27 protein-coding genes and 1 pseudogene are annotated in these 25,432 nt (G+C 44.5%); 11 read left to right on the forward strand and 17 right to left on the reverse strand.

Annotation, left to right across the window (positions count from 1 at the left end; all coding sequences use genetic code 11):
- Nucleotides 1-1,255: 1,255 nt before the first annotated feature.
- From ACGF7G_RS13320 to spoT, 4 genes are all read left to right on the forward strand, one after another.
- Nucleotides 1,256-2,050 (forward strand): hypothetical protein, encoded by a 795-nt coding sequence (locus ACGF7G_RS13320; RefSeq protein ID WP_387466090.1) that lies wholly within the window; start codon nt 1,256-1,258, stop codon nt 2,048-2,050.
- Between the two features lie 362 nt (nt 2,051-2,412).
- Nucleotides 2,413-3,036 (forward strand): guanylate kinase, encoded by a 624-nt coding sequence (gene gmk, locus ACGF7G_RS13325; RefSeq protein ID WP_133814442.1) that lies wholly within the window; start codon nt 2,413-2,415, stop codon nt 3,034-3,036.
- A gap of 54 nt (nt 3,037-3,090) precedes the next feature.
- Nucleotides 3,091-3,366, forward strand: coding sequence for a DNA-directed RNA polymerase subunit omega (gene rpoZ, locus ACGF7G_RS13330; protein WP_133814443.1), 276 nt, complete (start codon nt 3,091-3,093; stop codon nt 3,364-3,366).
- Between the two features lie 17 nt (nt 3,367-3,383).
- On the forward strand, nt 3,384-5,507 hold the full coding sequence (spoT, locus tag ACGF7G_RS13335) for a bifunctional GTP diphosphokinase/guanosine-3',5'-bis pyrophosphate 3'-pyrophosphohydrolase (RefSeq protein WP_133814444.1): 2,124 nt from the start codon (nt 3,384-3,386) through the stop codon (nt 5,505-5,507).
- A gap of 19 nt (nt 5,508-5,526) precedes the next feature.
- On the opposite strand, the gene ACGF7G_RS13340 is transcribed toward spoT, so the two are convergent.
- From ACGF7G_RS13340 to ACGF7G_RS13350, 3 genes are all read right to left on the reverse strand, one after another.
- Complete coding sequence (locus ACGF7G_RS13340) at nt 5,527-5,901, reverse strand: hypothetical protein (RefSeq protein WP_387466093.1); 375 nt, start codon at nt 5,899-5,901, stop codon at nt 5,527-5,529.
- 35 nt (nt 5,902-5,936) lie between these two features.
- Nucleotides 5,937-6,422, reverse strand: a complete 486-nt coding sequence (locus ACGF7G_RS13345) for a CaiF/GrlA family transcriptional regulator (RefSeq protein ID WP_387466094.1) — start codon at nt 6,420-6,422, stop codon at nt 5,937-5,939.
- Between the two features lie 143 nt (nt 6,423-6,565).
- Nucleotides 6,566-7,672: a hypothetical protein gene (locus tag ACGF7G_RS13350; RefSeq protein WP_387466095.1), complete on the reverse strand. Its 1,107-nt coding sequence runs from the start codon at nt 7,670-7,672 to the stop codon at nt 6,566-6,568.
- Between the two features lie 88 nt (nt 7,673-7,760).
- Between ACGF7G_RS13350 and ACGF7G_RS13355 the strand changes: the two genes are divergently transcribed.
- A complete protein-coding gene (locus ACGF7G_RS13355) occupies nt 7,761-7,922 on the forward strand; it encodes a hypothetical protein (RefSeq protein WP_387466097.1) in 162 nt (53 codons plus the stop codon).
- A 229-nt stretch (nt 7,923-8,151) separates the two neighbouring features.
- On the opposite strand, the gene ACGF7G_RS13360 is transcribed toward ACGF7G_RS13355, so the two are convergent.
- The 9 genes from ACGF7G_RS13360 to ACGF7G_RS13400 form a co-directional block, all read right to left on the reverse strand.
- A complete protein-coding gene (locus tag ACGF7G_RS13360) occupies nt 8,152-10,887 on the reverse strand; it encodes a fimbria/pilus outer membrane usher protein (RefSeq protein ID WP_387466099.1) in 2,736 nt (911 codons plus the stop codon).
- A gap of 84 nt (nt 10,888-10,971) precedes the next feature.
- Nucleotides 10,972-11,733: a molecular chaperone gene (locus ACGF7G_RS13365; RefSeq protein ID WP_387466101.1), complete on the reverse strand. Its 762-nt coding sequence runs from the start codon at nt 11,731-11,733 to the stop codon at nt 10,972-10,974.
- Between the two features lie 68 nt (nt 11,734-11,801).
- Nucleotides 11,802-12,545, reverse strand: a complete 744-nt coding sequence (locus ACGF7G_RS13370; protein WP_387466103.1) for a molecular chaperone — start codon at nt 12,543-12,545, stop codon at nt 11,802-11,804.
- 52 nt (nt 12,546-12,597) lie between these two features.
- Nucleotides 12,598-13,278: a hypothetical protein gene (locus ACGF7G_RS13375; protein WP_387466105.1), complete on the reverse strand. Its 681-nt coding sequence runs from the start codon at nt 13,276-13,278 to the stop codon at nt 12,598-12,600.
- Nucleotides 13,279-13,332: 54 nt separating this feature from the next.
- A complete protein-coding gene (locus ACGF7G_RS13380; protein ID WP_387466107.1) occupies nt 13,333-13,842 on the reverse strand; it encodes a fimbrial protein in 510 nt (169 codons plus the stop codon).
- Nucleotides 13,843-14,081: 239 nt separating this feature from the next.
- Nucleotides 14,082-14,696, reverse strand: coding sequence for a fimbrial protein (locus ACGF7G_RS13385; RefSeq protein WP_254361185.1), 615 nt, complete (start codon nt 14,694-14,696; stop codon nt 14,082-14,084).
- Entirely contained in the window at nt 14,680-15,420 is a 741-nt protein-coding gene (locus ACGF7G_RS13390) for a molecular chaperone (protein ID WP_133814451.1), read from the reverse strand. Before ACGF7G_RS13390 ends, ACGF7G_RS13385 begins: the two co-directional genes overlap by 17 nt.
- 121 nt (nt 15,421-15,541) lie before the next feature.
- A complete protein-coding gene (locus tag ACGF7G_RS13395) occupies nt 15,542-16,135 on the reverse strand; it encodes a fimbrial protein (RefSeq protein ID WP_133814452.1) in 594 nt (197 codons plus the stop codon).
- 427 nt (nt 16,136-16,562) lie between these two features.
- Nucleotides 16,563-17,129, reverse strand: coding sequence for a tyrosine-type DNA invertase (locus ACGF7G_RS13400; RefSeq protein WP_133814453.1), 567 nt, complete (start codon nt 17,127-17,129; stop codon nt 16,563-16,565).
- Nucleotides 17,130-17,570: 441 nt separating this feature from the next.
- On the opposite strand from ACGF7G_RS13400, the gene recG reads away from it, so the two are divergent.
- The 5 genes from recG (at nt 17,571) to ACGF7G_RS13425 (ending at nt 22,107) form a co-directional block, all read left to right on the forward strand.
- A complete protein-coding gene (gene recG, locus ACGF7G_RS13405; RefSeq protein WP_387466111.1) occupies nt 17,571-19,652 on the forward strand; it encodes an ATP-dependent DNA helicase RecG in 2,082 nt (693 codons plus the stop codon).
- A 641-nt stretch (nt 19,653-20,293) separates the two neighbouring features.
- On the forward strand, nt 20,294-20,554 hold the full coding sequence (locus ACGF7G_RS13410; protein WP_172908782.1) for a hypothetical protein: 261 nt from the start codon (nt 20,294-20,296) through the stop codon (nt 20,552-20,554).
- Between the two features lie 232 nt (nt 20,555-20,786).
- Entirely contained in the window at nt 20,787-21,047 is a 261-nt protein-coding gene (locus ACGF7G_RS13415) for a hypothetical protein (RefSeq protein WP_387466113.1), read from the forward strand.
- A 552-nt stretch (nt 21,048-21,599) separates the two neighbouring features.
- Nucleotides 21,600-21,788: a type II toxin-antitoxin system CcdA family antitoxin gene (locus tag ACGF7G_RS13420; RefSeq protein ID WP_133814456.1), complete on the forward strand. Its 189-nt coding sequence runs from the start codon at nt 21,600-21,602 to the stop codon at nt 21,786-21,788.
- Between the two features lie 28 nt (nt 21,789-21,816).
- Nucleotides 21,817-22,107, forward strand: coding sequence for a CcdB family protein (locus ACGF7G_RS13425; RefSeq protein ID WP_387466142.1), 291 nt, complete (start codon nt 21,817-21,819; stop codon nt 22,105-22,107).
- On the opposite strand, the gene ACGF7G_RS13430 is transcribed toward ACGF7G_RS13425, so the two are convergent.
- The 5 genes from ACGF7G_RS13430 to ACGF7G_RS13450 form a co-directional block, all read right to left on the reverse strand.
- A complete protein-coding gene (locus ACGF7G_RS13430) occupies nt 22,104-22,373 on the reverse strand; it encodes a hypothetical protein (RefSeq protein ID WP_387466115.1) in 270 nt (89 codons plus the stop codon). The genes ACGF7G_RS13425 and ACGF7G_RS13430 overlap by 4 nt on opposite strands.
- An 80-nt stretch (nt 22,374-22,453) precedes the next feature.
- Complete coding sequence (locus tag ACGF7G_RS13435; protein ID WP_133814458.1) at nt 22,454-22,744, reverse strand: type II toxin-antitoxin system RelE/ParE family toxin; 291 nt, start codon at nt 22,742-22,744, stop codon at nt 22,454-22,456.
- A complete protein-coding gene (locus ACGF7G_RS13440; protein WP_133814459.1) occupies nt 22,734-22,988 on the reverse strand; it encodes a type II toxin-antitoxin system RelB/DinJ family antitoxin in 255 nt (84 codons plus the stop codon). The genes ACGF7G_RS13435 and ACGF7G_RS13440 overlap by 11 nt, the downstream gene beginning before the upstream one ends.
- A gap of 342 nt (nt 22,989-23,330) precedes the next feature.
- Entirely contained in the window at nt 23,331-24,104 is a 774-nt protein-coding gene (locus ACGF7G_RS13445) for a Fic family protein (protein WP_387466118.1), read from the reverse strand.
- 191 nt (nt 24,105-24,295) lie between these two features.
- Nucleotides 24,296-25,033, reverse strand: coding sequence for a class I SAM-dependent DNA methyltransferase (locus tag ACGF7G_RS13450; RefSeq protein WP_387466120.1), 738 nt, complete (start codon nt 25,031-25,033; stop codon nt 24,296-24,298).
- A gap of 202 nt (nt 25,034-25,235) precedes the next feature.
- Between ACGF7G_RS13450 and ACGF7G_RS13455 the strand changes: the two are divergent.
- Nucleotides 25,236-25,403: pseudogene (locus ACGF7G_RS13455) on the forward strand (DUF4277 domain-containing protein); the annotation flags it as partial.
- Nucleotides 25,404-25,432 lie beyond the last annotated feature (29 nt).

The raw sequence follows: 25,432 nt of genomic DNA on the forward strand, positions 1-25,432 counted from the left end.
GTTCGGAAAACAACATTAACTTCTGTGATTCATCAATTATGATTTTTTTAATTTCTGCCTCAGTAGTGTCATTACCGTCGCAAAGGAGGAAGCCCTCCCACAGGATAAGTACGGCGGTAGTACCAGAACCAGAATTCAAGCTAGTTAATACTCTATTATGCATACGGTATGTTGCTGGTTTAACGCAAAATCAAGTTGCATGGCGATACGATTAGTTAATCTATTAAGTATTATTTTGTTATTGTGAACCATTAACCAATGGCTGAGCCAAATATAATCACTCAGCTTATAGCGTATTCACTTGAAATCTCATCGCATCCGTCCTCTATTATTACCAAACCCGACTTTCAAATAGAAATCAAAAGCAAATAACTTTACGAAATAGTTTTAAATATAAATATTAAAACCTAAAAAATAACTGAATTTTTATAAATCACATAGAATTGGCATTACGATAAAAATTTAACAATTTTTTATTTCCCACCTTACAATTAATTGTTAGTAAATTAAGTAACTCATTCACGTAACAATAGCCATAAAGATGTATATTCGCGCTAAACTCCTCCATTCAAACCTCATTATTATCACTCTTTTAATCTGTTTGTGGAAAATAATCTAAGAACCACGACTAATAATCAGATTTAGTGTTAACCTAAAGTTATCAACTGATAACTTTTTTCTATTAGCTTTTTTTAAAAAGATGGCTATTCTTATTTATGTCTTCATAGCAATAAAAAATCATCTTAACCCGCAGGGGATAAGTTTTATGGCATAGACTAGCTGGAGGAAATAACCCGATTAAGAATACTGCTACTGTTTCTATACGGTGGAACAACCGCCCTATTATTGCAGCATGGCCGTGTAATCGAAGACCCAAATAGCCGCCTTGAGGCGGCAGGAATTCTGGGAAGACTAAAACGTATGTCAAATACGATCAGTTCACCCATGTAAGTACAGTCTTTTGCCAAGAGTCGCGATTAAAGCGGGCACAACAGCACATGTCTGAACGATGCCCAGCCATTACACCGGATGTAGCAATAACCAAACACAAGCGCGAGCCAATGGTTCCAGAGGCAATCTTGGATGAAAGAAACTGTGTAGTGAAGATCTGCGCGGGATAACCGATGCAGAAAATAATAACTGGAAATAAGGAGAATCTCTGAAAGGTAGATGTAATCTGACCGGGACGGGATTATAGCAATCAATGAAAATTTTTAATCTCACAATCGGGGGATCATCCCCATCTGAATATTTAATGAATGCTGGCAACATATTCATCAGCGGAGTGAAACCGAATATTGGCCGGATAACGGCACATTGTCGCCGGTGGCCGATATGGGTGGGGGGAGTGGGTCTCTCTGTCAGTGTGCTTTTCTCTACCCCGGTTCTTGCATATCAAGCTGAAGTCATAGACTGGGTTCCCTATCGAGCCATTATTGCCCTCGGGATGCCGGTATTGGATGGGGAAAACAATAACGGTAAGCCAGTGCGTTATCCACCAGCAGGGACAAGAAACTTAATAGGTGTTTTTCCACCACAGTTCGATATTAAGTTTCCAAAAACAGAGTATCCCACCGTGTTAAAAGATCTTATGCTGTGGGTTAGAGCGCAAAACCATCTCTTCGTTGTTCCGCACGTCGTCACAGGAAAGTACACCTGTGAGATGACGGCCTACCGCAGAGACGGGGCAGCAGGAAAAGCCAAGTCAACACTTTTTACAGATGCAGTCGTTGTAAATAAGGATATCCACTGGTTCAAAGGGGATAGTAACGTGATGGAGTCCAAACTCGTAGATCTATATTACTCTGTATCCTGTAAGGGAACCGGTTTTTCATGGCAGCGGAAACCTGAAGAGAAAGTCAAATTCGAAAGTGACTGGGCGAATGGGGTGCCATCAATTGAAATGCAAGGTGCCAAAGATCCCAAATATTTGATCTATAACGTTGTTTTCTGGAGCCCACCAGATGGTTTAAATCCCAATTTTAAAGATCCAGCCGTAGTGCAACCTCACGCAAAAAACAGTGATAACCAGCAGCAAGTGGCCCCCTAAGCGTAAAGGTAATTTACCCGGAAGGAAGTGATGGCAACAAATGGTCATCTTTAACAAGGCAGCCGGGGAACAATCCCCGGTTGAATAGGGCGTGTTAGAAATTCAGCCGATAAATTCCGACAGGTAAAACCAAACAAGCGGCGATACAAAATATCCATTAGCCGCCTTTCCCCAAGAAAATTTCTACGGAAATACATCGGTAACGCGACACGTATGAGCCGGTACGTGTATACTGTTATAAGAATTTTATTCTGCTTTATATTTATACCCAATAGATTTCAAGTTGCAGCGTAGCGGTAAGTGAAAGCAGCAACCTGAAAGATAAAAGTATACATTGTTATCCAACCAACCAAGATATCATCATGATCCAAGGCACATTATATATTGTCTCTGCGCCAAGCGGGGCGGGTAAATCAAGTCTGATTCAGGCTTTATTAAAAACACAACCTTTGTACGATACTCAGGTTTCTGTTTCCCATACCACGCGCGCAATGCGTCCCGGTGAAAATCATGGTGAACACTATTTCTTTATCACTGAAGCAGCCTTTTGCCAAATGATCGATAATCACGAATTTCTGGAACACGCCCGTGTTTTCGGTAATTATTACGGTACATCCCAGAAAGTGATTGAAGAAACCCTTGCCAGTGGCGTTGATGTCTTTCTTGATATCGATTGGCAAGGGGCGCAGCAGATCCGCAAACAAATGCCCTCTGCCCGCAGTATTTTTATCCTGCCACCGTCAAAAGAAGAACTTTGCCGCCGTCTGCGCGGTCGGGGTCAGGACAGTGAAGACATTATTGAAAAACGCATGGAGCAGGCTGTTGCAGAAATGGTTCACTATAACGAGTATGATTATTTAATCGTTAATGATGCTTTCGATACTGCACTGGCCGATCTGCACACCATTATCCGTTCAGAACGCCTGCATCGGGAGCGCCAGGCGCAACGGCATGAGGCTTTAATCAGCAAATTATTGGCAGACTGAACCCAATTTCAGTATTATGCCCAGTCATTTCTTTACCTGTGGAGTCGCACACATATGGCACGCGTAACTGTTCAAGACGCTGTAGAAAAAATTGGTAACCGTTTTGACCTGGTGTTGGTCGCTGCTCGTCGAGCACGTCAACTGCAAACAGGCGGTAAAGATCCGCTGGTTGCAGAAGAGAACGATAAAGTGACCGTTCTCGCTCTGCGTGAAGTGGAAGAGGGGCTGATTAACGGTAAAATCCTGGATGTACGTGAGCGCCAGGAACAACAAGAGCAGGAAGCAGCAGAAATGCAGGCGGTTTCCGCGATCGCGGAAAGTCGTCGTTAATCTACGGTAGGTCTGCCTTGTATCTGTTCGAAAGCCTGAATCTGCTTATCCAAAAATACCTGCCTGGGAGTCAAATTGAACTCCTCAAGCAGGCTTATTCTGTTGCACGGGATGCCCATGAAGGGCAAACCCGTACCAGTGGTGAACCCTACATTACGCACCCTGTCGCGGTTGCCTGTATTCTGGCCGAGATGCGTCTCGACCATGAGACACTGATGGCCGCGTTGTTGCATGATGTTATTGAAGACACACCCGCCACCTTTCAGGATATCGCACAACCTTTTGGCCCTGTGGTCGCTGGGTTAGTTGAGGGGGTTTCCAAGCTTGATAAGCTGAATTTCCGCGATAAAAAAGAGGCACAAGCAGAAAATTTCCGCAAAATGATCATGGCGATGGTGCAAGATATCCGCGTCATTTTGATCAAACTAGCAGACCGTACCCATAATATGCGTACTCTCGGGGCGTTACGTCCAGATAAACGCCGTCGTATCGCCCGAGAAACGTTAGAGATCTACAGCCCCTTAGCCCACCGTCTGGGGATCCATCATCTGAAAACGGAGTTAGAAGAATTAGGGTTTGAGGCCCTTCACCCTAACCGCTACCGGGTTATCAAAGAGGTGGTAAAAGCAGCCCGTGGTAACCGTAAGGAGATGATCCAGAAAATTCTGTCTGAAATTGCAGGCCGGCTGGCCGAAGCCAGTATTGAGTGCAAAGTCAGTGGCAGGGAAAAACATCTCTATTCTATCTACCGGAAAATGCACCTCAAAGAGCAACGTTTCCATTCTATTATGGATATCTATGCATTTCGGGTCATCGTTAATAATGTTGATATCTGCTATCGGGTTTTGGGGCAAATGCACAGCCTGTATAAACCCCGCCCGGGCAGAGTAAAAGATTACATTGCCATCCCCAAGGCCAACGGTTATCAATCTTTGCACACATCCCTGATTGGCCCGCACGGCGTGCCCGTTGAAGTCCAGATCCGCACCGAAGATATGGATCAAATGGCTGAAATGGGGGTTGCCGCACACTGGGCTTACAAAGAAAAAGAACAGGGGGAATCCGGCACAGCCGCGCAAGTTCGTGCTCACCGCTGGATGCAAAGCCTGCTGGAACTACAGCAAAGTGCTGGCAGCTCTTTTGAATTTATCGAAAGCGTTAAATCTGATCTGTTTCCTGATGAGATTTACGTTTTTACCCCGAAAGGGCGCATTGTGGAATTACCCGCCGGTGCCACCCCAGTTGACTTTGCCTACGCCGTACACACCGATATTGGTCACGCCTGCGTAGGTTCACGAGTGGATCGCCAACCATACCCCTTGTCCCAATCGCTAACCAGCGGCCAAACCGTTGAAATTATCACCGCACCGGGCGCTCGTCCAAATGCTGCCTGGCTGAATTTTGTCGTCAGTTCAAAAGCCCGCGCAAAAATTCGTCAGTTGTTGAAAAACCTTAAGCGGGAAGACTCCATTGGGTTAGGCCGCCGTTTGTTAAATCACGCGTTAGGTAATGGGAAAAAGCTGGTTGATATTCCACAGGAAAATATCAATAAAGAGTTGACGAGAATGAAACTCTCAACAATCGATGATCTGCTGGCTGAAATCGGGCTTGGCAATACCATGAGTATCGTCGTCGCCCGCAATCTGTCAGGCGCACAGGAAAATACCGCAAGCACCCGTAGTCATAACAGCGGAGCGCGTAAATTGCCCATCAAAGGCGCTGACGGTGTGCTGATTACGTTTGCCAAATGCTGCCGCCCCATCCCCGGAGACCCCATTATCGCTCATATTAGCCCCGGCAAAGGGTTGGTTATCCACCATGAATCCTGCCGTAATATTCGAGGCTATCAGAAAGAACCCGAAAAATTTATGGCCGTTGAATGGGATAAAGAGATCAATAACGATTTCACCGCCGAAATAAAAGTGGATATGTTTAACCACCAAGGGGCGTTGGCGAATCTGACTGCCGCCATTAACGCAGCCAATTCCAGTATTCAAGGTATGAATACAGAAGAGAAAGATGGTCGTGTTTACTGCGCTTTTATCCGGCTGACCACCAAAGACCGTATTCAGTTAGCGAATATTATGCGCAAAATCCGAATTATGCCGGATGTGATGCGAGTCAGCCGTAACAGAAACTAAACCGGATAGCCCGTGTAAATCAGTAGGTGAACAGCCAAAGCGCTATCCACCACTGACCTACAACCGGCAATGACGGCACCAGCGGCACGTCATCCCGGTTATCAAAGAACAGATCAATCAATACTGAATCAACCTCATTCAGTATGCGGTCTAACCAACCTCCGCCACCCACACCAAACATCAATACCAACCCGATAGCGATAAACAACAGTGGCAAGATCCATGTCCGGCACCAATACGCTAACAGCATACGGGGATACAGCGAGCAACGAATTTTGTTGCCCAATAAAAATCCACAGCCAGCCAGCAATACAATACCGATAACCAGTACCACCCGGCTTATCAGCATCCCATAAGGCATCACATACAGAATCGATAAAAACTCATCTTCCATCATGACCCACCAGACAGCCACATGTGTGATACGACTCAGGAGATAAACGGAACACAAGCCCGCTGTAAAAACCAAATGCGCATGTGATTAACTTGTGATGATGTCCGGGAGCGCGTCGACTTCACCGTTTTCGTTACCTGACCCTTCTGGGGCATAGGTTCAACGACTGCCGTAACAATCAGCATCAGCCGGCGATATCTCCGCTTCTCACGAAAGAAGATTTTTTCACAAGCAATCACATCACGTCGCTCATTGTAGATATAATTCATCACATCTGTTGCCCGGCGTTCTGTCACTCGGAACACCTGGCTGATTTCACTTTTGGTAAACCCGCGTCCCTTCAATAATCCCCAATACGCGACCGCCATGTACAACGGTGTATCATTCAAATGAGACAAGCAGGCAGGTAGACGAAAATCCCCATGATTACTTTGTTTACCCGTAATAGTCTGACTTCCAAGCAAATCGGTCTGACTGCCGCTTATCTGAAGCAGCATTGAATCATTAACATTGATTGTCATTTTACTCTCCCCCGGTGACTAACTGGTCTACCAGTTATCACATGAGAAATGAAATACTGTGATTTATCTGAAATGAAATACCTATAGGCTAATCCGCCCACCATATTTAATGATTTGTGTAAAAACAACGCTCACCGCAGGCGCTATGGCCTTACCAACGTCAAGTCAAAACTCGTCTGGAAAGCACCATAATCCGCAGGCTCCAATCCCCGGAGTTGCCAGAGGCTTCCAGTGAAATGGAGGTTAAACCGCGTAAGTTCTTGTTTAGGTGGTTTAGGTGGTTTAGGTGGTGTAGGTGAAAAAGAAGGGTTCTCCACTTGAAGGCACACAAAACCCCCCGTGTCTACATCGGTACTACTATTGGCAAATGTGATTTGCTTATCCATTGGCTGAGTTGTATTACCTTTACCCACAACAACATTCCCCATACAACTAAATTTAGGGTCAAGATCAGCACTGAAACTAACCGGATTACTCTCAAGAGGTTTTTCGACGCCCACGCTAGATAGCTTAAGCTTTACCCCCAACGCTTCATTATAAATATCTTTATCCTCAAACTGTGTATTATGCATCACCCGCAACATTTGATTCTGAGTACCTGGCATTATATAGTGGGAAGATGCCACCGCAATTACAGTGCCACCTGTATTTTCTCCTTCGTTGACACGGCAGAAAATTGGTATAGTAAAGTTCGTGTCCTTGAGTTTGCGCTGACCGCCTGGGTATTCGTTTATTTGCAAAACCTCACCAAAGCCAAATATCCTGCCATAAGCAGACGGAATATAACAATTTGGTGGCTGCAATATTACTGTAGGGTCTTTGATCTCAGGGAGACTACCTGGTGGTCGTTGCCAAACCACAAAATCGTTCTCACTTGAGGTCTTAACCTGAAATCCTATAAGATCACCATTAGGACTCGTGTCGAATTTGATCTTCTGATCGGGATGTCGCTGCCATGAAAAGTTGTCCCCACTACAAGAAACATCGAATTTGAAATCTTGCAGGGCCGCATTTTTTACATCTTCATCAACCTTAGTATCGCCATTGTTTACCTCAAGAGATGCGTATTCAGTTTGATTAAGGCCCGCATTATTCATCATATCCAGCAAAAAGCGCTTTTCCGCTGTTCCTGGACGATTATCCTTAAAGCTGGCTTTAATTTTACAGTTGTATGTACCCGAGCTAATTTGCAAATCGTCAAAGATTTTCCCCTTAGATACGAGCCGAAACTTAGCGTTCTCCATCGTCATTTTGGGGTCTCCCTGCCACAACATTGATGATACATTGGGAAACACAATATTTGCGCCCAAGTTTGCTTTCCCCGATGCTGGATAGGTGATGACAGAGCGATTCCACGGCACTGCTTGCCGAGGCCCAAGCGCATCACTGACTGCCGCTGCGTTCCAGTATTCTACTTGTGTAGCAAGTACCGAGGAGGAAGAAAAGATACCCACAGATAGGCATATCACGCCTGCCCATGTCGGCCACTGGCAACAATAAGCTACCATCCGACCAACCGCCTGCACTATCCTGTTAATAAACATTTCATTCATATTCATGCGATACCCAACCAAGGATTACTCCCCAATTGTCCTGTTAAAACTTCTCATTCGTTGCCATCACCCCGTCTCAGCCGGAATACATCCACCTCTCAGGGATCCCTCTTCTTTTGGTTATTATGTTCTGCACTGGATTGCTCGTGCAGATTGTCACCATACAGCATCCCTTTTTAACGACAGGTTTCGTTCAGTTGCCTCATTGGACTCCAACTCTTATCGCCTTTCTTCTTTACCGGAGGTGCTCCCAGGTTAAATGTCACCTCACACTGGCTATCCGGTGCATTACTCCACTTCACTTTCAGTACCCCCTTAGACGGCATACCACTCAGGTACACTTGCCCACCATCTCCCACTATCGCCGCCAGATTTGTATCTGCCTCCCCTTTCAGCCCCGCCATTGCTCCAAACGGTACAGGTTTACCGTGATAGGTTAGATTCATCAGCAATTGCTGCCCAACACGTACGGGGTAATCCACGACCACAACAGCCCCCTTAGTCGGGAATACGTTCTTGCTGCCTTGCTCCATATTCGCCCCTTCAGGCAGCGATGACGGGTCTAAGCTGATACTGTTACGGCTGTACGTCCTGGCATATGGCATAACCGCATACCCCCAGCGATTAGTCGTAGCCAAGTTGGAGTTCATCACACGCACACCTCCAACCCCCGCTGTTCGCACTAACACAGCAGCATCGCCAATACGCGATGCCAAGGTGACACCATACTGATGAGCAATCAGTCCTCCGCTAAACCCATAGTTCACACTACGTCCCCCTTGTGAATCGTAGTTGTATCCCAAGCTCGCTTGCCCGACAGAGCCATTGTATCCCATCGACACGGATCCACTGTTTCCTTGTCCTTGATTAGCCTGGCTTTGTGATACGCCCCAGGACAGACTATTGTCATCCAGTACTGAGCCACTCAACCCTAGCTGGCTATTACTACGCCCAGAACTATCACGGAAGAAATTATAATTAGCATACGCATTATTCAGGGCCGCATAGGAGCCAAACAAGCTCAGAGGAACATTCACGTTCAACGAAATTTGCCGGTTCTCAGGCCAATCACCATTACCTCTCATGCGATCAATGCTGTAATTAAGCCCCCAGCCCACACGGTAGAAAGAACCATTCAATCCCATCGACAGCGTGGTATTGGTTTTAGAGCTGCCCCAGTAGTTATCCCGCCGACCACTGAGCCACAGGGAATAATTACCGGGCAATGACTGGCTGAGTCTCGTTTGCCAACTGCTACGCCGCCGTTCAGACATCCAAGAGGGAACTTCTCCCCAAACACTGTAGCCTTGGGTATTCGCATCCGAAAAACTCAGATAATTACGGGTGGAATAGCGGTACGCGGTTAAATCCACTGTCGTGCCGGTAGTCAACATACTTTTCGAATATTTAGCACGGTAAGACTCCCCGCGCAGGAAGTTAGTCGCATTTTGCAACCGGGTTCGAGCCGTCGTGACATCCGCAGATAGCGCCCCCATCATACCAAGGGAAAGCCCAGTCCCCAGCGCCGCAGACTGGTACGATTGCGCCACCAAACCCCCACCGTATAGTGTGACGTTGCCAGGCAGACCGTAAATCATCGAGGCCATGCCAAACACCGGTTTACGATTGTTGTATCCCCCCGCACGATAGCGCCCGGCTGCCACTTCGTACTTAAATTGCCCCTGCCGCAGCATCATGGGCAAACTAGAATAGGCTTGACTGAACCCATGATGAGTACCATCCGCCTCGGTTATCGTGACCTGTAAGTCACCGCCGGTACTGCTCCCCACCAGATCGGTGATACGAAATGGGCCTGGCGCGACGTTGGTTTGGTAAATCACGCTGCCATTTTGTGTCACCGTAATCTGTGCATTGGATTTAGCTATCCCGCTAATAATCGGTGCAAAACCACTCTGACTACCGGGTGTCATGGAATCACTGGTGGCAAGTCCAATACCCCGATAAGGAAAACCATCAAATACCTGACTCGCCACGTAGCCAGTCGAGGTATCCCCTATCGTCAGATCACTGCGTAACGCGACTACATCACGCTGCAAATAGGTTTGTAAGAAGTTCCACCTTTGCTGGGATTGTGTCGTTTTCTTCGCTGCATCATTAAATGAGTCATACCAATTATAAGTCTGAGAATTATAAGAATAGGTGGCAGTATTACGAAGACGCCAAGCCCCCAAATTCAACCCGGAATTAAAGCTACCGAACAGACTCTGACTCGTCTGTTTATTGCCAAATTGTGAGCGTCGGTTCTGATTGCCATTAATATTGTAATTCAATAAAAAAGCCGGGATCCCCTCTTGCCATAACTTTGGATCAACCAGACCATTCTCCAAAGGTTTCATCGCTATCTGGGGAACACTCAAGCTCAACTTCATCTGAGAGAAATCCAGATGAGCCGTGGCCTGAGGAATGAATTTGCTTAATGGACTCCCCATTGGCTTATCCGCCGGCAATGCTTTTAATGCCGGAATACTATTCACATTGACACCCGCCGCCTCCAATAAATTCGGGGTAAGTACGGGAACCAGCGCGTTACTACCAGCAGTACCATTATGCTGGAACGTAACATCGCGTGAATCAAAGAAAGTACCATTAATGTAGATGTCAACTCGGTAAGTTCCCGGTGCCTGACCACCCGCAGTTTCAAACTGTGATAAATCCACCTTTTGCCCTGAACTTTGACCAAACTCCAATAAAGCAGGATCAAAATAGTCACGCGCTGTTACCTGAGTATGCCAACCCGCCAGTAATACCAGCATCATCCGGTAAAAAACCGGAGAAAGGCACAATCTTATTCCACATTTTGACAAGGCCATCGCGGTGGAAATACCTGGATTTATACGACAAATAGACCGACGTTCTGAACGACGGCTTATTGCCGGAATTATTACTTTCATTCTTAATTGCCATCTCTATTATTTAATAATAGGTCCGTTGCTCACCTATCTTCTGTTGATATCTGCAACGCCACTCACTATTGGCTAATTGCTGCCAGAGACAACAACGGACCTGCTCTCTTCACCGGTATTTAAACCAAATTCATCGATAGCTCGCCACAATACGGTGACATGACTGCCCGGTAGTGTTTTACCCGATGGCAGTGACCAGCTCTGCTGACTCAATGGCGGCACCATACTGAACAAACTCCCAACAGGCACAGCAAACGAATTCACCTTCAAAGTCTGCAACGTTATCCAGAACGGAGACGGATTCGTTAGAGTCACAGTATTTCCCTTGACCGATGCCTGTAACTGCTTGACTGCTCCAGTAACCCCCTCTTTTGGTAATCCTTTCGGGCGATAGAACAACTTCACCGCCAAAACCATGACCATTTTCATCTGGATAAGGTTATTTGGCGTAAAATGTTCCTTCTCGGCAGGCAACAGACGCACATTCAGAAAGAACACCGATTCCCGATCTTTTGGAAAATCCCCACCAGTGCGAAGGATTTTCAGTACTTGGCTACTGTGCGCATTCACCTTGCCCAGAGGAGGAATAACGATAAACGGTGCATTAACCGCTGTCGGTAAACCGCTCTTTGGATCCATTTCCCGTACCATTGACTGAATAAGGTAGTTATCGTCACTGTTATTACTGAAAGTCGACATGGCACCGTTGCTGGATGACTCAAGGTAGATCACACGCGGCTCATCTATAAACATCCCCTGTAGCTCTGCCTTCAGTCGCGATACAGGCAAGATCATTAACAAAGTACACAACACCGCTGTATATATCTGTTTCATTGAAGCATCCCATTCATGCCATGTAGTGTTTCTTCATCCCAAAAATATGACTCAGTCCAAAACATGACTTAGTGGCTCTGCAATATACCGTTCTGCGGCTGACTTTCTCCCCCGAAATCGGTCATCATCGCCCACGTCACCTTATCAGCCGCTTTACCTGCCTTCCCTGCCAAGCCTGTCAGGGAATAAGTCACCTGACCAAAAGGCGCTAACATGGATGGCGCTTTATTCAGGTTTATGCTTTCACCCGCCAGGTTCAGCCAGGAAAACGTTTGGTAATACGGCGTCGGATTAACCACCACGACGGTATTGCTGGTTCGCGTAAATGTCAGCCGGGAATACGCCTGTCTCGGTGTCATCGGTAGATTATCTGGCCGGTAAATAAATTTAATGTTCATACCTAGCGAGATAGACAAAGATGCATCAACCTTATCCTGTTGCCCATCAGACTCACGGGGAGCTACCCCCGCAGGAATCGCATTGATGCGAAGACGAAACAGTGACTCACGATCAGCCGGGAAATCACCACCGGTACGGATAACGCGCATCACATTCGTGCTGTTACCCTCTAGACGAAATAAGGGGGGCAGCACAGTAAACGCCGATGACCGAGTCTTGGTATCATCCCATGAGGTCACTGCCGCTTGTATCAGATACGCGCCATCACCCGAATTCTGCAACGAGATACTTTGTACTTTGTCACTTTGATGATAAACCAGCCGCGTCTGTCCTAGCATCAGACCCGCATGAGCTGGTAACGCCATCATTGCCCATAGCCCCAATAATCCCATTATCCACGCTTTTATATTCATACCTTCCACTTCACTTCTGGCAACAGTTATCAGGCATACCTGAATTTAGTTATCACGAATACTCAAACTCAAAATGTATCTTAGTCAATAGGTCTCCTCCGACCACTCGATGTCCTTTATCACCAGCGATAACCACGGAAAATGTCATGGTTTGACCATCGTTCTTATCACGGTTCGGTTCAAAGTCGAAGCGTGCCGGGTCCACGTTAGACTTCACCGCGACTGATACCGGGTTAACGCCCCCTTCTTTTGTCAGCAAAAACCCCACCCACTTAGCGCTAGAAACTGGCGCCCAGAAAAGGTAAGGATTGTTACTATCAGGGTCCTTAGGACCCGATACGAGCAGAGTCGGTTGCTTTCTAATTTGAGAACCGTCCCCTTTGAGAGGTGCCGGATTACAACCCGACAGAGTGAATGTTAACGTTCTTCTCGTTTCTTCCAGAGATGCACCATCCTTGAACTGACTGGCCCTGTAAGGTTTTTCGTAGTTCATAGGATAGATACCATCGGACACGCCATTCACTGACAGCACACAAGTCGGAGGCAACAGAAAACCGTCCAATACGTAATGAGCTGTGTCGACTTGCCGGTCACTCGGGTCAGTGGCAGCTTGCACCGGCAGAACCAGATTGACACTCAACCCGACCATCATCATGACGAGCAACAAATACTTCGTCCGATTGCGATACCCTATGAAACAACTGCTCATAAATTTTTTATTATTCATTTTCATCCAACGCCCCTTATCTCTCATTTCCCACTTGGTATCCTCCGTGATAAATCACCCTCACCGATAGAGAAATGTAAAAGTGACACTCGCATGTAATTGACCAGGTCGAATAACATCACCCTGCCGCTCCCTGGCAATCGCTACCACTAGAGGAACTTCCGCCTGCTGGTCATCAATTTCAATACCAAGAGCGTCTAGCGATGTAGGAACTACAGCGGGTATTAAGTTATCCCAATTAATCTCGTCCCCCCCATCATCCGACATGGCTGAATACATGAGAACAAATCCAAATCCCTCAGAACTATCAGGGCCATCAGAATCACGGAACATGTTTACTGTGTTGTTGATGGTAGTACCTTCCACAAATATCTCGGGAATACTGTCAGTATTGGCATTCGGATAGCCACAATTAGTCAACTTCAATTGAAGCTTATGAGGGCTTAATATATCCCCTGGCTTTGCAAAGCTCGCTGCCGACAACGAACCAAAATCCAAGGTACCTCCGCCACTTAGGCCACTTATCTCTATATCACAAGGATCTGGAATAATCGAAGCCCTAATCTGCACATCCACTCCACTCGTGTTTGTAACTAAATGCCCCTCAGCCGCCCCACTGCCCACCAGAAACAATAGAACCAAGATAGAACAGCAGAAGCAGCGCATTACCGCATATCTGCCCTTGATCAGACAGACTAACGGGTCATTTAGCCTATTTTTTTCTTGTCCTGTCCCAAACATCGTACTTGCCTCAAATTAATTCTATGATTCTTTCTGTTAACAGATATCGCACTGCAATGCCGATAACATCAGCGATAATCAAACGTGAATGTCATCGTTGCGCTGATTTTGCCTGTCTTTTTGCAGTCAGCTGCCTGTTTACCGGCGACTTGAGCACACATCAGTGAAAACTTGACTGGCACAGAAACAGAAGGAGCGCGGTCATTTACGATTGTGCCTTTGTTAGCCAAGTGAAACGGGACACCGTTCTTCAAATCCGAGGACCACTCCCCGCCATTGAGTGTCTTCAATTGCACAGTAACGCCCATTGCCGGGCTTTGTTTATCACGATTACGAAACAGCGTTTCATCCGTATCAACGTGATCGCCGGTAACGGTGATCGTGGGAGTAATACTGTCTTTATTGACCACAGCAGTGCAATTTTTCAGCGTCAGATAGGCTTCCTTGTTGATTTTGCCTGATTCTACGTCTTTAAATTGCACAGTACCGAGTTCGATATTGCTGTCGCTCGCAGAGACATCACACGTCCCTTGGGTGATTGTGGCCTTAAACTTGGCATTGGCAGAATTCTTCGCCCACAAAGGAGTAGCAAAAAGCCACAAAACCCCCGCCATACCGATGTAACTCAGGTACCTGCGTACATACAGAACCATTGAGATACCGGTTTTATTGGATTGTGCCATTGAAATTATCTCCTCCACCGAGATCGTTAATCACCGCCCATTCCACTTTCTTTTTGTTCTGATTATTTTGAGCGGGGTAAACATGGGTACTAAAAGGTGCCAGCATTTGCGGATGACTATCAGAAAACTTCACAGGTACACCAGCAACTTTGATCTGCGTAAAGCTGATGTGATAAGGAAAATTATTACTGACTTGAACGCCACCAGGAGCATGAGTGAAGCGCAGTGCTTTGTATGCCTGCTCTGGCGTTCCCACTAATCCCGTTGGCCGATAAAATAGTTTGATGGTATTGCCGATGGCATAGGCCAGCCTACCGTTAACCTGAGCGCTTTCAAAGCGCCGGCCCGGAGCATTACTACCGGGAATGGCAGTAGCATTAAAATAAAAGACACTCTCCCGGTCGGTCGGTAACTGGCTGGTATCACCCAAGATGCGCAACGTATTGGTCCCTTGAGGGTCCAAACGGAACAAAGGTGGTGAGACATAAAATGGTGTTTTACCCTTGCCATCAACGGTGGTGCTGACTTTAGCCGTCACCAAGTAAGGGATATTAGTTGTCGTATTACGCACCGAGACTGTTGCTTCAGCTTTATCCTGTAAAAAAATAATGCGTGTCGCGTTGATGCCAAATCCGCCTTCAGCCCAGCTCTGTGACGCAAACAAAAATATGCCCAAGACAAGGCTTTTTACTACGATGTTAGGAAGCCGGAGTTTATTGATCATTACTTTTTTCTCATGCCTGAACTCAACCAGTCGTTGCCTATAAAAGACACCATTCAACTAACTGTGATTTTTCATTAAAGGAAGCCCAAGGAGGTGCTCCTCAGGCCAAGACTACAAACAACTAGTTATATGCATAGGAGAAGGTAATGGGCACGTCAATCGTCTGACTTGCTGTAGGTTCGGCCTTTGCTACCATATACGCAGTGAAATCCACTGCACTATCATTGACCTTGAGTTTATCAGTCGGTTTTGCCACAGCAGCAACGTGCACAGGGATTGTACTTTCGGCTTTAACAGTCTTTACGGCCCCACCCTCTTTATAAGTTAGTGCTATACCTGCCTCTTTATCTTTCTCAGCATTAAAGATATAACCACCCGAATTACTAAGCGTATTGCCTGTCACGTACAACTTAACCTTATCTGCCTCCTTGTTTTCCTCATCACAATTAGCAAGAGCAATAGAAAAATGTCTTTCACTCTCAGGTACATAAACCCCAATACCTGCTTCTGGAAAATGATCTTTCGAAGGTTTAAATGCTGTTTTCTGATAGTTCCCTGTATCCACCCTACCGCCTGAACCAGGGGTAGTGACATCACACGTCGCAGCCAAAACCATGCCAGAAATTGTTACCACAGCATTCTTCGCCGCATTAGCAGTCGAAACTGCACCCAAAACCAACGCCGCCACGACGCTTATCTTTAATATCTTTTTCATTTCATTAATCTCGCTTAACTATAGATCAAAAATCAGACTTAACTTTACATACCATTTGCTGATAAACAGCAACACTTAGCTGTACATAAATTTGTCACTTAGGACCATTTTGACAATTGAGATAAACTTTGGTATTTTAGTATGAAAATACAGCATTACCGAAACAACTTAACGGTAATCATCAAAATTTAAGGATATTTTGTTGTTGTCTCCGAAAAATAAGAGCAACAATTTCAAGCAAGGGACCTAAGAGATTGGGATTTGCATGTGTTAAAAGCAGACGAATTGAGTTATTTTTGTTCGGTCAGGGTAGATACATAATGCTTTACAAAGATATACAATTCTGTATCTTTTTTTATTAGAAAACTTTCAGTATAGTTTCATGACAAGTCTATCTTGATTGTCAAAATGGTCCTAAATGTAACGATCAACGCTTACCTTTCACACCCCAAACTCCTTGAAAACGTTCAACATTACTCGCTGTATAACGTACAGTGTGACGAATGTTTTTATGTCCAAGGTAATCTTGTATCAGCCGGGTATCCACTCCCCGGTCCGCAAGGGCAAAACCACAGGCATGGCGCAACATATGCGGATGCGAAACAACGGCAATATTCGCCAATTGCCCTAATCGACTAATAATCTGGTAAATCCGCTGACGCGTAAGCGGCTTCCCAGAACGTGACAAGAACAACCAATCACTATCTGCCCCCAAGAAAGTTTTGCGCACTTTGAGCCACGCCTTAATCGCCCGGACCTCACGGAGCAACAGAGGATGGTTAGTACAAAATCCGCCTTTTAGCCGCCGGATATACAGGCATCGTTCTTTCAACTCCATATCAGATAACCGTAAATGTCTGGCTTCGCTGACGCGAAAGCCGTGGATAAAACTCATGTACACCAAACAGTAGTTCCGCTCTGGATTAGCGCCGACTTTCGCCATTTCCAACAGGCTTTCCACTTCTGACTGAGTCAGATATTTTCTTTGGCCCATGATTATTTCTCCCAAATATATTGATAGCACAACCCAGCTATTATCCCCTGACAGACCCGCCCTCAATTCCGAGACACAAACCAAGAACAGACAAAACCCGGGGATAAAATGCACACCATTAATTTGCCCAAATGGCATGTTGTTCACTGGGGCTACAGAGGGTTATACAGATGAGAGGTAGAATTTAAACACCTTTTTTTGATTATTTTTTTATCACTATGAGATCACGCTGTTGAATTTAATTGATATACAAGAATATATGACCTTGACTGTTACAGGAGCTTACCACGGCATATCAGTATGATTTTCACCCCGTTATTGGGGGGAATATTCCGTTGATTACGTTAAACCCGTCTGTATTATTATGGATAATGAACCGGGCCCAAACGTGCCCGGTAAAACAGGATGGACTGCCACACAATCAATGGAGAAAAAAATCGTATGAAAGGCCAACTGCTTGATGCTATCCCTTTAACATCCCTGCATGGCGTCGGGGCAAGTCAGGCAGCTAAACTGGCAAAAATGGGACTGATTAATTTGCAGGATCTGCTGCTGCACTTCCCGCTTCGTTATGAAGACCAAACACGCCTTTATACGATTAATGATCTTTTACCGGGTATCCATGCCACAGTCACAGGTGAAATCCTCCATACCAATGTTGTTTTTGGCCGCCGCCGAATGATGACTTGCCAAATCAGTGATGGTACCGGTGTGCTTACACTGCGTTTTTTTAACTTCACCGCAGCAATAAAAAACAATCTGGCAAAAGGGAAACAGGTTGTTGCCTACGGTGAAATCAAAAAAGGTATTCATGGCGCGGAAATTATCCATCCTGAGTATAAAATCCAAAATCATGCTGGAAACGTACAGCTTCAGGAAACATTAACGCCTATTTATCCCACGACGGAAGGTGTTCGTCAGGCAGCTCTTCGCAAGCTGATTGATCAGGCTCTGAAATTGCTTGATACCTGTGCGATCAACGAACTCCTGCCGAGAGCGTTAAGCCGTTCCATGATCAGCCTGTCACAAGCATTGCATACTCTGCACCGCCCACCACCAGATATTGCGCTGGCGGAGCTGGAAACAGGCAAACACCCGGCTCATCACCGCCTCATTCTGGAAGAACTTCTCGCTCATCATCTGAGTATGTTGGCAGTCAGAGCTGGCGCACAACGCCATCACGCTCAATCGCTACCGGCTGAAAACGAGTTAAAACAGCAATTCCTCAACCGTCTGCCATTTACGCCAACTCACGCGCAACAACGGGTTGTAGCGGAAATTGAGCAAGATCTGGCAAAAGATGTTCCGATGATGCGATTGATTCAGGGAGATGTTGGTTCAGGAAAAACGCTGGTTGCCGCGTTGGCTGCGTTGCGGGCCATTGCACATGGCAAACAAGTTGCCCTGATGGCACCGACTGAATTGCTGGCAGAACAGCATGCAAATACATTCCGGCAATGGCTGGAACCTTTGGGGATTCAGATCGGCTGGCTGGTGGGTAAACAAAAAGGGAAAGCACGTCAGAAACAACAAGAAGCCATTGCCAATGGGCAAGTCGCTATGATTGTTGGTACACATGCTATGTTTCAAGAACAGGTTAAATTTTCCGGTCTGGCGCTGGTGATTATTGATGAGCAACATCGGTTTGGTGTTCATCAACGTCTGGCTTTGTGGGAAAAAGGGCGTGAGCAAGGCTTTCATCCCCACCAACTGATTATGACGGCAACCCCGATTCCCCGTACTCTGGCAATGACCGCTTACGCGGATCTTGATACTTCTGTTATTGATGAACTGCCACCGGGGAGAACGCCGGTCACAACGGTTGCAATCCCGGATACACGTCGTGAAGAGGTGATCAAACGGATCAAAAACGCCTGTCTTGATGAAAATAGACAAGTCTATTGGGTCTGTACGCTGATTGAAGATTCTGAGGTGCTGGAAGCTCAAGCGGCACAAGCCACCAGTGAAGAGCTCACTCTTGCTTTACCGGCACTGAAAGTCGGATTGGTACATGGCCGAATGAAGGCCGCAGAAAAGCAGGAAATAATGGAAGCTTTCAAACGTGGAGAACTACAGCTTCTGGTCGCAACAACGGTTATTGAAGTGGGTGTGGATGTGCCGAATGCCAGTTTGATGATTATTGATAACCCGGAACGGCTTGGACTGGCGCAATTGCATCAATTACGCGGACGAGTTGGCCGTGGGGCTATCGCTTCTCATTGTGTTTTACTTTACAAAACTCCCTTAAGCAGTACCGCAAGAATACGCCTGCAAGTGCTTAGAGACAGTAATGATGGGTTTGTTATCGCACAGAAAGATCTAGAAATTCGTGGTCCCGGTGAATTATTGGGAACACGTCAGACAGGGAATGCCGAATTTAAGGTTGCTGATTTACTAAGAGATCAGAGTATGTTGCCGGAAGTACAGCGTATTGCCCGACATATTCACCAGCATTACCCGGAACATGCCATCGCCCTAATTGAACGCTGGTTACCGGAACGCACACATTATGGTAATGCGTGATTGAGAATATATCAGAGCGGGTTTTTCGTTTCTCAACACCGCCAAAAATAGGGATATCTGGTTTTATCCAATTATTAAGATGCTCTGCTACAGAGCTTTTTTTGAATTATTCCGTTTAATTGGTAATGTATTATTTATTGAGGAATGAAAAGCCGAATTATAAGAATAAATAAAATCAGGTGAATCTACCAGATTTAGGCAGAAGAATTTAGCAAAATCCGCCGTAAACCCTCATCCAGTGCGGGCGGGGATATAAGGTGGATTTTGCTAAAATTCAGTTAGTGGTGTGTGCGGTATTAGCGCAACGTTATGCTAGAAGGTTAAAACGGGAATAGATATAAATCTATGATAGGGAATTGTCATTCCTCTATATTAATGACAATTATTATATTTACAACAATGTAATATTGAGTTGCTAAGTTTAGATAACAAATATCGCCATTAACCCAATGAATGTAATTTCATATTTTAGATATTTCCCTTTCGAAGTATAAAACTTTGATAGAAGTCACGCAAATAGTCGTTTTGTTTGTTGGTTTTTTATCTATACTTAACTTAACCATAATTTCATTATGGTACATATTAGGGTATTTTTGAATTATCGCCAAATAAATCTACGTTGATGTAATGGAGAGTTTCACATGATTTACGCCAAAAATATTTCAGATAAGGTGGTCAAAGTTGCAATTAGTAATTGGAGTGGTGAAGAAGATGATGACGAATATGTTGATATTAATACAGGAGAGGTAGTTCAATGGGATAGAGTAGATAGGCGCGGTTTTTTAATGTCAGTAGTATTCGAGGGCGAGGCTCCAATGTTGTATTCAATAAGATTAAATAGCTACATGACTATTGATTATAACAATATTAAAAATAACGGCGAACGGATATCTCCTTTATAAATAACTTTTCAAAATAGTGATACACCTTGCCAACACCTTACACAGTAAGGGTTGCGGTATGCATAGCACAAAGCGGTTCATCAGACATCAGAGAGGCCCTTTTGAGATAATCAATCGAATAGACCTACTGTATCGGTATTATGAAATCTTATTTATTCGATACCATCTGCCTAAAAAACGTCTATTATTGCACTAGTTTTCTCAATTTAATTATTGATATAGTGGAGGATTTATGATTTACGTTAAAAATCTCTCAAGTGAACCAATTAAAGTTTCGGTTAGTAAATATGGGGAAGAGGGTAAAGAAAAATATTTAGATATTGATTGTGAAGATGTAAAGGTGTGGGATCTATCCGATACGCATGGTTTTATATTGTCAGTAATACAGCGAGATACTGAAAAATCATATTCTGCTTCTCACAACAGTTTTATTATTGTTTTTAATGATCATGTACAAGATAGCGGCACTAATATATCTCATCAAGAAAAATAAATGAGAGCTGGACCCAATTAAATCGCCATAATCAGGAATGGAGATTCCATTCCTGAGCTATTTACTTTCGCCCCTAATACTTGTTTTTCTGCTTGACTGATAAAGATATTTCCAGACTAGGTGTTTAGTCCCAACATTTGATTAATAATATAATAGAAAAATTTTATTGGCTGATAACTATAGGTTAATGCTAAATTGATTTTTAGGCAGTTATTCTCAGATTATTTCTATCGATAAAGAGTAAAAATTAAAATTATGAGACTTGAGCGACAGAATTTAGCGGGGATATATATCTTTATGGCTAATTTTATTAATACGTAAACATGTAACTTAAATATATAACATGATTTTGTAATGATTGGCTGTAAAGCAAAGAATAAAAATTACCATGAGGGCGTAATATCTTTTCTGTTTATAAAAAAGTGAGTTGTTTTGGTTTTTTTAGGATTTACATTGCAAATTATTTCATGAAGTTATTGTCTTTTAATTTTTATTTAAAAAGTAATTTTGGTAATAACAAGACGGGAGAGCTAATATTCCAAATAGAATGAGGTGGTAGATGAAGCCCGTGATTTAGGGATCAACTTATCAGCAACACTAGATAAAATGTTGTCCGATGTTGTTCGTGAGAAAAGAAGACAGCAATGGAAAGCTGAAAACAAAGCCGGTATCGACGCTTTCAATGAATTTGAGCGTAGTGCAGGGCTATTTACCGATGATGATGAATACGGGGTTATTTGATAGCTCAGTACGCCGTTTACCGCAATAAATCCCTAAATCGAGGGCGCAATACCCTTTCATTATCGACATTCAGAGTGACCTATTAGACGATTATGATTCACGGGTAATAATGCCGATTGCTCTGCTGTCAGATAAAAATTTACGCGTCAAAACGTTAACGCCAGTGATTAAGATTAAAGGTGATCAATATGTCATTATTACAAAGTCAGTGACAACGGTAGCAAAGAGCAAGTTAAAAGCTGCGGATATCGTCTGTGTTATGCCGGGTATTCACTCCGATATCATGGCAGCTTTAGATACTATCGTTTCAGGGATTTAATTGGTTGATTTAAACTTTAGATCAATTTCCGACCCGGCATGATGAATAATCGCGCCCAATATCGGCAACAACCAGACATCAACATTTTTGGCTGCCTTGAGAAAGGAGATTGAAGGCAAAAACCGTCTCGCCAGGCTGCGCCGGATAACCCGAAATTCGAATCGGCCACGCCGACAGGTGAAATCCAGCACCTCATCGTGGTTGTTTTTGCGGCTGATATCCCTGAGTTTTTTGCCTGCCAGTGTCGGTAATTGGAATATCATCACGCTAGGATGCTCTGCATTGTCAGACCGAAGCCCTCAATCTTATCACCCAGCATCGGGACAATTTCATTGTGGTATATTTATTATACAATTCGTTTACAAGCTATCTCATAAGTTTTCGCATCTTCCCGTTTACCAACAGCAATCACCCATATTACGATCTCTTCTTCTATCACTTGGTAAACTAGACGAAAGCCTGAAGAACGGAGCTTAATTTTAAAGCAGCCAGCCAGATCACCGTGTAATCTAGCTGACTCAATATAGGGATTGTTCTGTAACTTCCGTAGCTTCTTTTTAAACTGGTCGCGTATGCTTTGATCCAGTTTGTACCACTCTTTCAGGGCTCGTTCGTCGAAGTCGATATTAAATATCATCAAGGTTTACCCTGATACGTCTAGCGGGATTTTTAAGACGGTCACGCACCACTGCTAAGATGTCTGCATCTTCATCATGATCTGCCACCATAACGGAAACTTCAGCGAACGGCAGCTTTTCATGCTCTACAACATAGCGCAGAAAGAGACGCAGCGCATCGGATGGCGATAAGTTCAGTTTCTCAAATGTCTGATACGCACTTTTTTTAAGTTCTTCATCAACTCTGATCTGAATAGTACTCATAACGTTATCTCCTGTAATGACATTTGTATTGCATTCTATTGCATGACATTTGTAATGCAATAAAAATTTTTTGCTATAAGTGGAGTATAGAATCGCTGGTAAATGAATTACACTTGACATCCTCCCCCACCTTCGCACTTCGTGACTCAGGAGGGGGATCCCCGTTAGTGGGTGACGACTGATTGCTCAGTGTCTGGTTCCTGCTTCGACGGGCGGCCTGACTGCACCCTCCCCTTGGGGAAAGAACATGGATTGAACGCTAGTTACCGAAGTACACATTATGGTAATACATGATTGAAAACATATCGGGACGAATCCCAAACAGGCTAGGCGCAGTGATCGCTAATTTCGTGTATTCACCGCACGAATTTGCTCTGCTTCCGGGTGACAATCCACAAGGAACATCATCATTTCAGTAGCATCTTTACTCAGGTAGAAGCGCACCATCTTTTCGTTGAACTCATGTAGTTTTGCCGCAGGTACACTGATTGCATCAATGCCATTCGACATCAAAATACCGTTCATCATGAAACGGGAAGTACGTTTATTACCGTCAAAGAAGAATTGCTGTAGCGCACCGAAAAGGAAGAATGCGGCCCCTTTTTCAAAAGGCTGGCACTCACCCAGCAAGGCAACACCTTCTTGAAAAACACGGTTCAATTCTGACACACCAAGTACAGTAGGTAACGGAGTATGCCGACCATACTCACCCAAACTGACATCGGGAGTGTAATTCTGCTCTTGCCCTTCTCCACGGAACCGCCCCCATTCCAAAGCTTCATTGCGGGCAACTATACTATGAAGTTCAGTAAATGTAGCTTTGGTCAACTCAAATTGACCTTTTTTCACCATAAATAACAGTTGCTTGGAACTTTCTGCGAGATTCAGTACTTGCTCCTGATCAGAAACTTTCCTGCCACCGACGGTTACACCGTCCAATAATGTCTTCACTTCTGGGAAAGTAAAAGGATTGCCTTCAAGCACGCTGGCATCCCAAACGAATTCTGGCAACATCCGGTGAAAACGGAAACATACCCGTTCAATGGAATGAATCGGAACAATAAGAGGAACAGCAGACCGATCCCAGTGAAATCCCAAGGCGTTGAAAAGCTTCATCGTTGTCTACCTTATTTTACGATTTTGAATACACGGAATGATAAAACAGAAACCATACGAAAAAATATACCCTCTAGAGAGAATAAGAACAGGCTAAAAATTTTAGCGGGACGAGGGAAATTCAAAAAAATCCCTCGATTTTCATCGGGGGATTTGTGTAGGAAAAACAGAGGATCTCGGGGATTATCTTGTTAAAGCTGACAAACAAGAGCAGTATCAAGGCAATTTCGTTGATAATCATCCCAAAAACCTAGGGGATAATCCTCAATATCGCTTTTTAACAGCATTGGTTTTTGCCAGCTAAATTGTTTGAACCCCGCCTTTTGGATCGCTGTTTGATATTGTTCACGACTCCAACGATACATAGTGAAAGGGCTGGGTGGTGTGGTAAGAAATTCAGCTCTCAGGAGAGTTGTGTCTTTCACGGGCTCTTCACTCAGAATTTTTATACAATAATTTTCATAATTCCCTTTCTCTAATCGATAATCAGGTTCAAAGGTATACGCAATTAGTTTGCCGGAAGGCTTGAGATGAGCGGCAATGACACGGAACATAGTTTCAAGGTCTTCAATAGATTCTGCATGGCAGAATAACCAGGCTGCATTCACTATGTCAAATTCGCCAAATGACTCCATCTTGCAGACATCTCTTACGTGAAATTCGATATCGTCACCGTATTGTTGTGATTTGCTTTTCGCAATTGCTATCATGTTATCTGATATATCGACTCCAATGACTTGTGACGCACCACGATTTTTGTATTCTCGACTAAAGAGACCATATCCACAGGCTAAATCTAACACTGATTTTCCGTGTATATCTCCTGCCAAATTGAAGATAGTTCTGATTTCTACTTGGATATGGTCAGCAGCATCTGAAAAGCTCTCGTAAAGATGTGCAATAGGGTCATATAAAGTGTCATCTTTCATTTTTTTATCCTTAGCTAAAGGCCAAAGTACTTTATTTATCGAAGAGATAGATTATTTAGTATAAATATAACCGCCATTCTGCACCTCATTCCTGATTTAAAAATAGTGTGATCTTTCGCATATTTTGTGGATTTATTGGGTTGATGAGATTGACGGCAGTCTCCAGTTTTAATCTGTTACTTTTATTTGCCGGAAAGTCAATATGTCCACGCCAGCGCCTGTCATTAAACGTCTTGATCATTTGGGTATTATCGCTGCTTTTTGTCATGAAGTTCGGTTGCCTCGCATCATTGATTCCATTATCCCAAAACACTCAGAGCATACCGTCTCTCATGGGGATGCCTTCCTCGCGATGATCCTCAACGGACTGGATGATGATGTGCAGTTTAATGGTTTTAA

Origin of the sequence: Photorhabdus sp. RM323S, assembly GCF_042879375.1 — a bacterium.
In the GTDB taxonomy this organism is placed as follows: Bacteria; Pseudomonadota; Gammaproteobacteria; order Enterobacterales; family Enterobacteriaceae; genus Photorhabdus; species Photorhabdus tasmaniensis.